At 65.3% G+C, this 13,376-nt stretch carries 12 protein-coding genes; 6 read left to right on the forward strand and 6 right to left on the reverse strand.

Going from position 1 to position 13,376, the window contains the following annotated elements; all coding sequences use genetic code 11:
* Positions 1-366: IS110 family transposase (locus UB31_RS06500; protein WP_045010198.1), on the forward strand; the 366-nt coding region annotated here is incomplete at its 5' end.
* A 203-nt stretch (positions 367-569) separates the two neighbouring features.
* Here the strand turns inward: UB31_RS06500 and UB31_RS06505 are convergent.
* From UB31_RS06505 to UB31_RS06515, 3 genes are all read right to left on the reverse strand, one after another.
* The gene (locus UB31_RS06505) at positions 570-1,793 is read right to left on the reverse strand and encodes a hypothetical protein (protein WP_045010266.1); all 1,224 of its coding nucleotides are present in this window, start codon (positions 1,791-1,793) and stop codon (positions 570-572) included.
* Between the two features lie 84 nt (positions 1,794-1,877).
* Positions 1,878-3,380 (reverse strand): class I adenylate-forming enzyme family protein, encoded by a 1,503-nt coding sequence (locus UB31_RS06510; RefSeq protein WP_045010267.1) that lies wholly within the window; start codon positions 3,378-3,380, stop codon positions 1,878-1,880.
* Positions 3,381-3,384: 4 nt separating this feature from the next.
* Positions 3,385-5,220, reverse strand: coding sequence for an extracellular solute-binding protein (locus UB31_RS06515; RefSeq protein ID WP_045010268.1), 1,836 nt, complete (start codon positions 5,218-5,220; stop codon positions 3,385-3,387).
* A 258-nt stretch (positions 5,221-5,478) separates the two neighbouring features.
* Here UB31_RS06515 and UB31_RS06520 point away from each other — a divergent pair, with 258 nt between their 5' ends.
* The gene (locus UB31_RS06520) at positions 5,479-6,297 is read left to right on the forward strand and encodes an invasion associated locus B family protein (protein ID WP_045010269.1); all 819 of its coding nucleotides are present in this window, start codon (positions 5,479-5,481) and stop codon (positions 6,295-6,297) included.
* Positions 6,298-6,403: 106 nt separating this feature from the next.
* Here the strand turns inward: UB31_RS06520 and hspQ are convergent, their stop codons facing one another.
* The gene (gene hspQ, locus UB31_RS06525) at positions 6,404-6,736 is read right to left on the reverse strand and encodes a heat shock protein HspQ (RefSeq protein ID WP_045007424.1); all 333 of its coding nucleotides are present in this window, start codon (positions 6,734-6,736) and stop codon (positions 6,404-6,406) included.
* A 106-nt stretch (positions 6,737-6,842) separates the two neighbouring features.
* Here hspQ and UB31_RS06530 point away from each other — a divergent pair, with 106 nt between their 5' ends.
* Positions 6,843-7,796, forward strand: coding sequence for an AEC family transporter (locus UB31_RS06530; protein WP_045010270.1), 954 nt, complete (start codon positions 6,843-6,845; stop codon positions 7,794-7,796).
* A 4-nt stretch (positions 7,797-7,800) separates the two neighbouring features.
* Here the strand turns inward: UB31_RS06530 and UB31_RS06535 are convergent, their stop codons facing one another.
* The gene (locus UB31_RS06535) at positions 7,801-8,985 is read right to left on the reverse strand and encodes a UbiH/UbiF family hydroxylase (protein ID WP_045010271.1); all 1,185 of its coding nucleotides are present in this window, start codon (positions 8,983-8,985) and stop codon (positions 7,801-7,803) included.
* 87 nt (positions 8,986-9,072) lie between these two features.
* Between UB31_RS06535 and pcsA the strand changes: the two genes are divergently transcribed.
* The 3 genes from pcsA to UB31_RS06550 all read left to right on the forward strand — a co-directional run bounded on the left by pcsA (position 9,073) and on the right by UB31_RS06550 (position 11,639).
* The gene (gene pcsA / locus UB31_RS06540; protein ID WP_045010422.1) at positions 9,073-9,840 is read left to right on the forward strand and encodes a phosphatidylcholine synthase; all 768 of its coding nucleotides are present in this window, start codon (positions 9,073-9,075) and stop codon (positions 9,838-9,840) included.
* Positions 9,837-10,571, forward strand: coding sequence for a TerC family protein (locus UB31_RS06545; protein ID WP_045010272.1), 735 nt, complete (start codon positions 9,837-9,839; stop codon positions 10,569-10,571). Before pcsA ends, UB31_RS06545 begins: the two co-directional genes overlap by 4 nt.
* A 93-nt stretch (positions 10,572-10,664) precedes the next feature.
* A complete protein-coding gene (locus UB31_RS06550; protein ID WP_045010273.1) occupies positions 10,665-11,639 on the forward strand; it encodes a quinone oxidoreductase family protein in 975 nt (324 codons plus the stop codon).
* 117 nt (positions 11,640-11,756) lie between these two features.
* On the opposite strand, the gene UB31_RS06555 is transcribed toward UB31_RS06550, so the two are convergent.
* Complete coding sequence (locus UB31_RS06555; RefSeq protein ID WP_045010274.1) at positions 11,757-12,953, reverse strand: acetylornithine transaminase; 1,197 nt, start codon at positions 12,951-12,953, stop codon at positions 11,757-11,759.
* Positions 12,954-13,376 lie beyond the last annotated feature (423 nt).

Below are 13,376 nucleotides of genomic sequence, written 5' to 3' on the forward strand. Positions count from 1 at the left end.
AAGACCGCGATTATCATTCTGGTGCGGATGCCCGAGATCGGTCAGATCACGCGCGAACAAGCCGCCGCACTGTCAGGGCTTGCCCCTTATGACGATGACAGCGGCAATCACGTCGGCGTCCGTCACATTGCGGGCGGGCGTGAACGGCTGCGCCGCGCGCTGTTCAATGCGGCGCTACCGGCGTCCTTTCGCTGGAATCCGCAGCTGATCGCGTTCTATAAAAAGCTGACTGGGGCCGGCAAGGAGCACAAGCGCGCTCGGATCGCTTGCGCCAGAAAGCTGCTGATTTTCGCCAACACAGTCGTAGCCCGCGGCACACCCTGGCAAAAAGAATCGCCTGAAGTCGCCAGCCCGCCAGCCATCTGACCGCGTTTCTTTGTTCGGCCGAAGCACCGTTTCTTCGTCCCGACCTGCCGTCACAAAGACGCCGCGCGCCGCGGCCGTCAAGGCTGGCCGTCGCTCCGGCCCAACCCCATCTCCGCTGCCGCCAGGCCACGCCTTGACGGCCGCAAGCACGGCGTCATGCTCGCCGGCAATCGGGCGCGCTTTAATGGTTGCTACGAAAGCCGTTACGACGCCGCGCGCGACGCGTCGGCGGAGAGCCGCCCCAGCAGCGATCTTGCCGTATCCGACGACGACAACGAATCCACACTGACGACGGGGTCGCTGTGCATCTCGTTCTTGCCGTGACTGGTGTGCCGCATCACCGCGGAGAGGCGGCGGGCGATCATGTGGGCAGTGCGGAAGTCGGTCTCGGCGAACACGACGACCACCGAGCCGTCCTTCTGCGCGGCACCAAAATCCATCTGCCGCATCAGGCGGCTCAGGATCCGCGCGGCGTCGAGTTGGGCGCGAGGATTGCCGGGATCGAAGGCGAAGCGCGCCACCGACAGGCCGCCGCCGCGAGCGAGCGTCTGCTCGACCGCCTTGGAAAAATCGCGGGCGAAGGCTTCCACCGTCAGGAGGCCGCTGCGCGGGTCGAGCCAGCCGCCGGCGTCGATCGAGCGCAGCGTGCGGCTCAGTTGCGCTTCCATCGCATGCTGGCGGATCAGCGGCAACGCGTTGGCGGCGACCTTTGGCGGCTCGCCCGAGATCAACTCGAGATTGGGCAGATCGTAGCTCTGCACGAGCTGGTGCGCGGTGACGACGACGGGCAGGTTGCGGAAGCGGGTGTCCTCGGCGAGCACCGTGAGGAAGGCATCCGTGACGCGCGGGGTAAAACCTTCGGCGAGCACGACGCCGTCGATGTCGCGGGAGTTGAGATGCTTTGCGGCGGCCTCGATCGAGAGTGCGCCGATGACGCCCATGCGTTCGCCGAGCGCGACAGAGAGTGCGGGGTAAGCCGTGCCGCGGCCGATCAGGAGCACGGTGGCATCGCGCACGGGATCCGTCTCCGGCGGCGCAACCTTCATTTCCGGCAGCCGGCGCAGCACCGTGGCATGCAGCGTGCGCACGCGCATCGCGGCGCGCAGCCGTGCCGTCAGGCGGTCGGCATTGCCACCGCGTGAGGCGAAGGGCAGGGCGTTGTGGGGCAGCGTGCCCTGCGCATCCATGGCGATCAGTGGCAGATAGAGCGGCTGGTCCGCGATCTTCTTCGCAAGCAGCGCAATATGCGGTTCGTGCCCGCCATGCATCGCGGCAAGAACGGCGGCCGGCTGCACCTGCTCGACGGCGCGCGCGGCGCTCGCCCAATCGCTGTCGACGATCGGAAAGAGTCGCGCCTCATCCAGCGCCGCAATGAAGGCCGGGCGTTCGGCATTGGACACAAAGAGGATCGGGCCCGCCTGGGACATCACAAACTCTGATCACGCCATCGATGCTGCGCAATCTAGTTTGGCCGCCTTAATGCAGCGTCAACGAACGAGCCGAAACTGCGCTCAAACCGGACCGGAGCGGTCGCGAAAAGCCTCGACCATCAGAGGGTTAAGCCCGAGTTCGCTGAGCGCTTCGCGGGCGCGGGCATTGTCCTGGGCCCGGCCCGCCAGCCGGTGACCTGAGAGCCGGTCGGGCAGCGCCGTCAAAAGCGCGCCCTGGCCGAGCCGTCGCGCCCATTCCTGGAGGTCGTTGGAGAGGAAGCGGTAGCCGCCGACCGCCATGATGCCGGAGGGCGGCGCGGTGATGCAGATCGCCCCGCTGGCACGGTCGATCCGTGCGGCATAGCCGGTGTCGACATAGTCGCGCGGCGGCTGCGCGATCAGCGTGTCGCCAACCGGCTGCGGCGGGGCGTAGGCCGCGATCGGCGCCATCGGTCCGCGCAGGCCGAGCGTGCCCTTTGGGGTCAGCAGGATGTCGCCGGCGATCGAGGATCCGGACTGCTCGCGCGGGGCGCCGTGCGGGCCGGGCATCACCGCCACCGGCATGCCGTCCTCGCCACGCCTTGCGCCGAACAGCCCGGCCTCGCCGAACAGATAGACGTCCGTGAGCGGCGCATGCGGCGCGATCCAGGCTTCACTTGCCGCTACCTGTTCCGGCGCGCGCCAGAGGCCGATGACGTTGCGCAAGGTCGGCATCCGCGCCGCAAGGTCGGAATCGCCGAGGCGCAAAGCGAGCTGGGCCGGCGCGATCAGCACGTCGCATTCGTGCTCGTTGATCTGTTGCTCCAGCACATCGCTCTCGAAGGGATGATGCAGCGCCAGCGTGCCGCCACAGAGCAGCCAAACCGCGAGCGAGGAGGCGAGGCCTGCGAACGACATCGGCGCGAACGCCGCCATCACGGTCGCGCCCTGCTTGATGTCGGCTTCGAGCGACATCGCGAGCCCGCCGGCGATCAGGCTGAAATGCGGCCGCGGCACCGGACGAAAGCCCTCCGCCGTGACATCGAAGGAGATCATGGCCGCCTTGCGGCCGTCTTGGATCACGGCGCGCGTGGTGCCGGGCGGGCGCGCCAGCACCTCGTCGAGCGAGGCCATGCCTTCGGGCAGGTCGGAGCCGAAACCGAAGACGTGGCGGATCGAGAAGGCTTCCGCCGCGGCATGCATTGCTAGGTCGCAATAGCTGACGCCGTCGACCTTGCTCATGGTGACGACGGCGCGCGCCGCGGTGCGGTTGAGCGCGGCGGTCAGCTCCGCATGCCGCCAGAGCAGCGGCAGCACAGCGACCACGAGGCCGGCGCGATGGGCGGCGAGCACCGTCAGCACGAACTCGACCGTAGCCGGCAGCTGGACCGCGATGACGGAATTGGCCGGCAGGCCCGATTCGACGAAATGCGCCGACAGCGCTTCGATTGCGGTATCGGCCTCGGCATAGGTCAGCCGCCGCGGCTGGTGCCCGGTGACGCGGGCCTTGTTGAGGGGATCGAGCAAGGCGGGCGCGTGCGGCTGCCGCGTCAGCGTGCGCTGGAACAGCGTGTCGAGCGTCGGCGATACGGCTGGCTGGTTCACGGCGTCACTTTGCTGGAGGCGGACCCTTCGACCACCAGGTCTCCGGCAGATAGCCGGAGAGCGCGGTGGTCGATGGTCGTTCTATCCGATTCCACCGCGCGATCCATTGCTCGGAGACGTTAAACAGGGGGATTGTGTAGAAGCCTGCAATCAGCGCCCGGTCGAGCGCCCGCACCGCCGAGACGAAGGCCGTATGATCACGGGCCTCCAGGAGGGCGCCGATCATGGCGTCGACCGCGGGATCCCTGGCGCCCATGTAGTTGCGGGTGCCCGGGTTGTCGGCGGCCGCACTGCCCCAATAGAAATATTGCTCGTTGCCGGGCGAGAGCGATTGGTCCCAGCGGTTCTGGATCATGTCGAACTCGTAAGCCAGCCGGCGCTGGTCGAACTGCACGGGATCGACCGATCGCACGCTCGGCTCGATGCCGGCGCGCTTGAGGTCACGCTGGAAGGCGAGCGCGATGCGCTCCTGGTCGCGGGTCGTGACCAATATCTCGAAGGTGAGGGGCGCCTTGGTCGCGCGGTTGCGCAGCACGGTGCCGTCGAGATCATAGCCGGCCTCCGACAGCAGCTTCAGCGCCGCGCGCAGCGTGGTGCGGTCGCGCCCCGAGCCGTCGGTGACGGGGAGGCGGTAGCTGCCGTCCATGATGTCGGGCGCAATCTGCGCGGCAAAGGGTTTGAGCAGCTCGCGCTCGCGCGCATCCGCGGGCTGGCCATAGGCCGAGAGGTCCGAGCCTGCGAAATAGCCGGCGACGCGCGAATAGAGGGAGAAGAAATAGTTGCGGTTGACCAGCTCGAAATCGAACAGCAGCGTCAGCGCCTGGCGCACGCGGATGTCGGCGAAGGTCGGCCGCCTTGTGTTGAACACCAGGAATTCCGAGGGCTGCGGCACACCGGGCTTGACGGTGTCGCGGATCACCTCGCCGCTCTTGGCTGCCGGAAAATCATAGCCGTCGTGCCAGCGCAGCGGCTCGTTCTCGACGCGAAAATCATAGAGGCCGCGCTTGAAGGCTTCGAACTGGCCGTTGGCTTCGCGAAAATAGTCGAGCCTGATCTCGTCGAAATTGTAGAGCCCGCGATTGATAGGAAGGTCACGGCCCCAATAGTCGGGATTGCGGGTCAGCGTGACGCTGGCGCCGGGCTTCACCGCCGTGACCCGGTAGGGGCCCGAGCCGACCGGCCCGGTCAGCGTCGTCTCCTCGAAAGTCGCGACGTCGACTGCATGCTTCGGCAGGATCGGCATCAGGCCGAGGATGAGCGGCAATTCGCGGTCATTGGCGCCTGCGAGGTCGAAGCGGATTGTGAGGGGATCGGGCGCGTCGGCCTTGGCGATCTTGGCGTAATATTGCCGAAGGTTCGGGCGGCCGTGGTCGCGCAGAAGCTGCCAGGAAAACAGCACGTCCTCGGCGAGCACCGGCTTGCCGTCGGAGAAGCGGGCGCGGGGATCGAGGCGGAACGTGACATAGGTCCGCTCGTCGTCGGTCTCGACGGTCTTGGCGAGCAGGCCATAGAGCGTGAACGGCTCATCCTGGCCGCGCGCAAGCAGGCTCTCGACCACGTAGCTGCGCATCTGCTGCACGGCCAATCCCTTCACGATGAAGGGGTTGAGGCTGTCGAAGCTGCCGAGGAGGCCCCAGGTCAGCCGGCCGCCCTTGGGCGCGTCGGGGTTGGCATAGGGCATGTGGGTGAAATCGGCAGGCAGCGCGGGCTGGCCGTGCATGGCGATCGCGTGGGCTTCCTCGGCCCGTGCGCGGCCAGCCGGGAGCCCAACGGTGAGCGCCAAGGCAAGGACGCAAAGGCGGACACCGGTGCCCTCGAGCAGGCGCTGGAACATGAACATCGCGACACGCTGATTCGAGGACCGGCGGGCCTGAATCCTATCACAGGGATTTCACTGAGCGCGGGCCCGGATTCGGTCAAAGACGCTTGTCGGCATTGATCTTTCCGTCGGCCACGCTAAGAAGGCGGGCAATCGCGCAGGAGCGCCGAGCCCGTCACTTATCTGCCTCAATTGACGGGGAGAGAGCCGCGCCAGGCGGCTCGGTTCGGCGCTTCGGAGCGGTTCGGGGCACTTCCCGTTCAGAAAGGGTTTTCCGCAATGAATTTCCGTTACTTGGCCGCGTCCGTCCGGCCGCGCGGGCGACTTCTCGCCCTGTTGACGGCGACGGCGTTGGCCGTTCCGTTTGCCGCTGAAGCCCAGACCCCCGCACCGGCTCCGGGCGCGCCGAAGGCGGCGCCCGCCCCGAAAGCGGCTCCGAAGGCTGCCCCCAAGGCTCCAGCGCCGGCTGCTCAGGCGCCGGCCCAGCCAGCGCCCGCTGCGGGCGCTCCGGCGCAGCAGGGCGCGGCCCAGCCCGCTGATCAGCAGATCCAGCTGATCTATGCGCCCTGGACCAAGTTCTGCCTCAAGGGCCAGGACGCCAACGCCAAGCAGGTCTGCTTCACCGGCAAGGACGGTCGCATCGAATCGGGCCAGCCGGTCATCGCGGCCGTGATCATCGAGCCGGAAGGCGAGCCCAAGAAGATCCTGCGCGTGACGCTGCCGCTCGGCATGCAACTCGTGCACGGTACCCGCATCATCGTGGACAACAATCCGCCGCTCCAGAGCCCGTATGTGATCTGCTTCCAGAACGGCTGCATGTCCGACTACGAGGCGACGCCTGAGCTTCTCGCCAACATGAAGAAGGGTCAGAACCTCGTGGTGCAGGCGATCAACGCCAACGGCGCGCCGCTGACCCTGCCGCTGCCGCTCGCCGGCGAATTCCAGAAGGCCTATGACGGTCCGCCGACCGATCCGAAGGTGTTCGAGGAAACCCAGAAGAAGCTCCAGGAAGAGCTTCAGAAGAAGGCTGACGAGCAGCGCAAGAAGCTCGAGCAAAACGGTGGCGCGCCCGGCGCACCTCCAACCGCTCAGAAGTAATCGGGGCTCAAATCCCGGACATGAAAAAGGCGCTCGGTTCGAGCGCCTTTTTTGCTGGCCGCTTGTTGGCGCGCCGAAACTTCAGAGCGTTTCGTCAAAACCAAATCTAGTTCAGCGAGGGATTGCGCGGGCGGTAGCCGCCGGTCTTGTCCTTGACGAAGATCTCGGCGACCTGGGAATGGCGGATCGGCTCGCCGGAATCGTCGGGCAAGAGGTTCTGTTCGGAGACATAGGCGACGTATTCCGACTCCGCGTTCTCCGCGAGCAGGTGGTAGAACGGCTGATCCTTGTGAGGCCGTACCTCTTCAGGAATCGAAAGCCACCATTCCTCGGTGTTGTTGAATTCCGGATCGATGTCGAAAATCACGCCCCGGAACGAGAAGATCCGGTGGCGAACGACCTGTCCGATCTGGAATTTGGCGGTCCGCGCTTTAATCATTCCCCGTCGATAGACCAGGATTGTGGCCGATGCTAGTGGCCTGATTTGGAATTAACCTGCCGTTGTGGGGCAGATAGCCCCCAAGCCTTCAGAAAATACTTCATCAATGGTCGATATCCTCAATCTGGCACTACCTTATTTCGGCTTGATCTTCGTCGGTTTCGCCTGCGGCAAGGCCAAATCGCTGCCGGAATCGGGCCTCGCCTGGATGAACTTCTTCCTGCTCTATGTGTCGCTGCCGGCGCTGCTGTTTGCGATCATGTCGAAGACGCCATTCTCGGAATTGAACAACCCGCCGTTCCTGGTTGCGACCACGCTGTCGACGGTCGCAGCGTTCGCCATCGCGCTCGTTGTCGGCAAGCTTCTCGGCCGGCTGACGCTGCGCGAGGCGACGCTCGCGGGCCTCTCCGGCGGCTATGGCAATATCGGTTACATGGGGCCGGGGCTGGCGTTGGCCGTGCTCGGAGCGAAGGCGTCGGCGCCGACCGCGCTGATCTTCTGCTGCGACAGCATCTTCCTGTTCTCGATCGTGCCGCTGCTGATCGAGCTCTCCGACCGCGACCATCCCTCGATCGTGCATGCCTTCGGCGTCGTGCTCAAGCAGATCGTGCTCAACCCGCTGATCATGTCGGCCTGTTTTGGCGCGGCGGTCGCAGCACTGCATATCGAACTGCCGGTCGCGCTCGATCGCACCATCACCTTCCTCCAGAACGCGGCGGCTCCGACGGCGTTGTTCGTGCTCGGTGTGACAGTGGCGTTGCGGCCGTTCGATCGGGTCCCGTGGGAGGTGCCGGGCGTGATCGCGGTCAAGCTCCTGATCCATCCGCTCCTGTCGTTCGCACTGATGCTGACGTTCGGCCCGTTCGCGCAGCCCTGGGCTGCCACAGCCGTGCTGATGGCCTCGCTGCCGCCGGCGCTGAACGTGTTCGTCATCGCCCGGCAGAACGATGCCTGGATCGAATCCGCCTCCGTCGCCGTGCTGCTTGGGACGTTTGCGTCCGTGGTGACGCTGACCAGCGTGATGTGGTTGCTCCAGACCGGCCGCCTGGCGTTTCCGTAAGACGCTACTTGCGCCAGGTTGGCGTCAGCCCTTCGCGCATCGCCAAGCGCCGCAGCGGGCCAATGGCGCCGAGCAGCTGCATGCCGACCGCACGGACCGGTTGGAGCGGCAGGAAGTCGTTGAGCAGAGAGCGGTTGGCGATGTCGATCGCAAACGTCCGGCTCAGGATGTCCGGACGCCGCGCCCGGTCGTAGCGCTTGAGCACTTCGGCCGCACCGGGATCGTCGCCGGCCGCGATCGCTTCGCCCGCGAGCCTCGCAATATCGGCGGCATCGCGAAGACCGAGATTGAGGCCCTGGGCGCCGATCGGAGGCACCACATGGGCGGCTTCGCCAACCAGCGCGATGCGGTCGCGGCCAAAGGATTTGGGCCGCTCGATCGCCAGCGGGAACAGGTTGCGGCCGGGCTCGACCGTCATCCGTCCCAGAATGGAATGCGACTGTTTCTCGATCGCAGCGGACAGTTCCTCGTCGCTCAGGGCGCGAAGCCGTTCGGCCTCGGCAGGTGCCGAAACCCAGACAATGCTGGAGCGGTTGCCGGGCAGGGGCACGAACACGCACGGCCCGTGCGGCGTGTGGAACTCGGTCGAGACGTTGCGATGCGGCCTGGCATGGCTGACGTTGAAGGTCAGCGCCGTCTGCGCAAGCTCGCGCCGCGTCACCGCGATGCCGGCGGCCTCCCGGCACAGCGAATGCCGGCCGTCGGCGCCGACCACGAGCCGCGCCGTCAAAAATTGTCCGGAAGCCGTGCGGATCGCGACATCATCGGCTTCGATCAGGACGTTTTCGGCTTCATCGTCGAAACGGACGAGTGCGGGCAACTCGGCCGCGCGTGCCTCCAGCGCCAGCATCAGCGAGCGGTTGTCGATGTTGTAGCCGAAGGCGTCGAGGCCGATCTCACGGCAGGAGAACCGGACCTCCGGCGCGCGGAACAGCCGGCCAGTGTCGTCGACGAGCCGCATGGTTTCGAGCGCGGCCGCCTTGTCCTTGCAGCGCGGCCAGACGTCGAGGCTCTCCAGCAGACCGACGGAGGCACCTAACAGCGCAGTGGTGCGATTGTCGGCATAGGGCAGGCGCCGCGCCACCAGCGCCGTCCGTGCGCCGGCTTGCGCCAATGCAATTGCCGCCGCGAGCCCAGTCGGTCCACCGCCGACGATTGCTGCGTCAAAGAGTGCCGATCCATCTGTCATGGAACGACACATGACATGCTCCGCGGCAAATTCAAGCCCACCTATATTTCCTTGATTTTGTGGCGAATTGCGCGGCCGATCGCCGCGATGGCGGATGTGCAAATCGGTCCCATTCTGGTAGCAGAAGCCATGGACAGCCAAGAGGATTCCCTCAAGCCGACGACCGCGATCCGCGCCGCGGCGTTTTCGGTGCACATCTTCACCGCGTTCGGGGCGGCGATCGCGCTGCTGGCGATGCTGGAGGCCGTGCGCGAGCATTGGGCGGCGATGTTTCAATGGCTGGGCGTGGCCCTGATCATCGATGCGATCGACGGGCCGATCGCGCGCCGGCTGAACGTCAAGGACGTGCAACCGAACTGGTCGGGCGACGTGCTCGATCTCGTGGTCGACTTCCTCACCTATGTCTTCGTGCCGGCCTACGCGATCGTTGCCAGCGGCCTGTTGCTGCCGGTGGCCGCTCCATTGCTCGGTATCGCCATCATCGTCACCAGCGCGCTCTATTTCGCCGATCTGCGCATGAAGGCCGACGACAATCACTTTCGCGGCTTTCCGGCGCTGTGGAATGCGGCGGCGTTCTACCTGTTCCTGCTGCACTGGTCGCCGCTGTTGTCGACACTGCTGGTCGCAGCCCTGGTGGTGCTGACCTTCGTTCCGTTCCACGTGCTGCATCCGGTCCGTGTCGTCCGGCTGCGCTGGCTGACGATGTCGCTGATCGCGATCTGGGCGCTGCTCGCCCTCTATGCGCTGGAGATGGATTTTCGGGTCGGCGCCGGCGTGACGATTGCGCTCTGCGCGATCGCGCTCTGGATCACCTTCAGCGACGCCATGATCCGGCTGGCAAGATCGTTCGCATGATGCATTTGTTGACCAGCCCCGAGGCCTGGGCCGCGCTGCTGACCCTGACCGCGCTTGAGATCGTGCTCGGCATCGACAACGTCATCTTCCTGTCGGTGATTGTCTCGCGCATCCCCGAGAAGCAGGCCCACCGCGCCCGCCAGATCGGGCTGGGGCTGGCGCTGATCTTCCGCATCATCCTGCTCAGCCTGCTGGTCTGGCTGATCGGTCTGACCGCGCCGGTGTTTGCCTTCAAGGGCTACGACTTCTCCTGGCGCGACCTGATCCTGATCGGCGGTGGCCTGTTCCTGATCGCGAAGGCGACGCACGAGATCCATGCCGAGGTGGAAGCCGATGGCGGCGAGGGCGACGGCAAATCCGGCCGCAATGCCTTCTTCTGGGTGATCGCCCAGATCGTCGTCATCGACATCGTGTTCTCGCTGGATTCGATCATCACCGCGATCGGCATGGCGCAGGACATCGAGATCATGATCGCGGCCGTCGTGATCGCCTGCCTGATCATGTACATTTCGTCGGGACCGGTGGCGCGATTCGTCGCGGAGCATCCGACCACGAAAATGCTGGCACTGGCGTTCCTGGTGCTGATCGGCGTTGCGCTGGTTGCGGACGGATTCAAATTCCACATCCCGCGCGGCTACATCTATTTCGCAATTGCGTTCTCGGCGGCGGTGGAGTTCTTCAACGTGCTCGCCAAGAGCAACCGCAAGAAGGCCGGCAAGCCGTCGGTTTAGGCGTTCCACCCGGCGTCGAGTTGACAAGGCGGGCGCGATGTCTTTCGCTTGCTGTCAGGACGACCGAGAGCAAGAAGACGAGGAGCCTAGGCGATGACCAAAGCGGTCCGTGTGCACAAGGTCGGAGGCCCCGAAGCGCTGGTCTATGAGAGCGTCGAGGTGCCGGCGCCGGCGAGCGGCGAGGTGCGCATCCGCCAGCATGCGGTCGGGCTGAACTTCATCGACGTCTATTACCGCACCGGCCTCTACAAGGCGCCGGGGTTGCCCTTCATCGCCGGCAACGAGGCCGCGGGCGAAGTCGTTGCGGTCGGACCCGGCGTGACGAATTTCCATCCCGGCGACCGCGTCGCCTACTACCATAATCTCGGTGCGTACACGAGCGAGCGCAACATCCCCTGGGAGAAGCTGGTCAAGCTGCCCGACCACATCACCTATGAGCAGGGCGCCGTGCTGATGCTCAAGGGCCTGACGGTCTGGTATCTCCTGCACAAGACCTTCAAGGTCGAGCCGCATCACCGCGTGCTGATCCACGCCGCGGCCGGCGGCATCGGCCTGCTTGCCTGCCAATGGGCGAGGTCGCTTGGGGCGCACGTGATCGGCACGGTCGGTTCGCGGGCCAAGGCGGAGATTGCCGAGGCCAATGGCTGCGATCACGTCATTCTCTACAACGAGGAAGATTTCGTCGCGCGCGTGAAGCAAATCAGCCGCAACGAGGGCTGCGACGTCGTCTATGACGGCGTCGGCAAGGCGACTTTCCCGGGCTCGCTGTCCTGCCTGAAGCCGCGCGGCATGTTCGTCTCCTTCGGCAATGCCTCAGGTCCCGTACCGCCGTTCTCGATCGCCGAGCTCAACAATCACGGCTCGCTGTTTGCGACGCGGCCGAAGCTCAACGATTACATCGGCACGCGCAAGGAGCTTCTGGAGGGCGCCGACACGCTGTTCGCCGCCGTCATCAATGGCAAGCTGCACGTGCCGATCAACCACGCCTACGCCCTGAAGGACGCCGCGAAGGCGCATATCGATCTCGAAAGCCGCAACACCACCGGCGCATCGATTTTGAAGCCGTAGTTTTTCCGTCATCGTCGGTTGAGACAGCTTTCGTAGGGTGGGCAAAGGCGCGAAGCGCCGTGCCCACCATTTCGCAACGACGGTTTTGAATGGTGGGCACGCTTCGCTTTGCCCACCCTACGCCACGCGTCTGGCTGCGCCGGCCTTGGTTAAAATCCCGTCGAGACAATCGATCATCTCTGCGATCTCTCCCTTCGTCACGTTCAGCGCCGGCATGAAGCGCAGCGCGTCGACCTGCGGTGCGTTGAGGAGCACGCCGGCCTCGAACGCTTGTGCGACGATGCCAGGCGCGATCGGCAGCTTGAGGTCGAGCGCGAGCAACAGGCCGCGGCCGCGGACTTCACCGAGGCCGTGCCGCGCCGAAACCTTCTGCAGCTCGCTTTCGAGCAGCAGGCCGGTCTCGGCGACCGCCTTCAGGAACTCCGGCCTGCTGATCTCTTCGAGAACCGCAAGTCCGGCCGCACACATGATCGGGTTGCCGTTGAACGTGCCGCCCTGGTCGCCGTGCTCGAAACAGGCAGCGCGTTCGGTCGCAAGCAGAGCTGCGAGCGGCACGCCGCCGCCGATGCCCTTGCCGAGCGTCATGATGTCGGGCGCGATGCCGGTGTGCTCATAGTGGAACAGCTTTCCCGTCCGGCCCATGCCGGTCTGGATCTCGTCGAAGATCAGCAGCAGGCCATGCGCTTCGGTGAGCGCGCGCAGTTCCTGCAAAAACTGATCGGTCGCCGGCCACACGCCGGACTCGCCCTGGATCGGCTCCAGCATCACAGCGACAGTGTTGTCGTTGATCAGCCTTGCGATGGAGGCGATGTCGTTGAGCTTGGCCTTCTTGAAGCCCGCTACCTTCGGCTCGAACAGCGGCTCGAACGCCTTTTTGCCCGACGCGGACATGGTGGCGAGCGTCCGGCCGTGAAAGCCGCCCTCGAAGCTGATGATCTCGAATGCGCCGTTCCTGTGCAGGCTGCCATATTTGCGCGCGAGCTTGATCGCGCCCTCATTGGCCTCCGCGCCGGAATTGGCAAAGAACACCTGGTCGAAGGCGCTGTTGTCGACGAGCGCCTGCGCGAGCTTGAGGCTCGGCTCGTTGTAGAACGCCGGGCTCGGCGTCAGCAGCCGCTTGGCTTGTGCGGCGAGCGCGTCCGCAATCGCCGGCGGCGAGTGGCCAAGGCAGTTCACGGCCCAGCCCTGCACGAAATCGAGATAGCGCTTGCGGCTGTCATCCCACAGGTAGGAGCCGGCGCCGCGGACGAACACGGCCTTGGGCCGTGCAGTGATGTCCATCAGCGCATCATACGGATGGGTGGCGGTGGTCATGTCGAACTCCTCTTGGGTTAGCGAAGATCTGGGGCGGTTGGAAAATGGACGCAGAATGCAAGAAGGCCGCACTTTGCGGGTGCGGCCTTCTCGAAAACTAAGCTGAATTCAGTGCTTCAGCGGCGTCGTCGGACATGGCGCAACCCGTCATCGTCGCGGGAGCGACGACGCATGGCTTGGCGCAGGTGGGTCCGAGAATTGATCATGGGGCGCGGCAATACATGCGAATGGCAGGGTTTGTCAAGCAGGCCTTTTGCGAAACACCCGCCTGGCGTGCATCGTGTTGCGCTCGGCTTTAGGAAAAAAGTGCGCAGTTTGTCGCGTCCGCACTTCGTACCAACCGGCGCGCCCGCGAGCGCCGGGCCTTGAACAACTGCGCGTCGCTCGATGGAAACCATCAAGCCTCTAGCGCGTTTGTGATCA

Origin of the sequence: Bradyrhizobium sp. LTSP849, from assembly GCF_000938255.1 — a bacterium.
GTDB lineage: Bacteria > Pseudomonadota > Alphaproteobacteria > Rhizobiales > Xanthobacteraceae > Bradyrhizobium.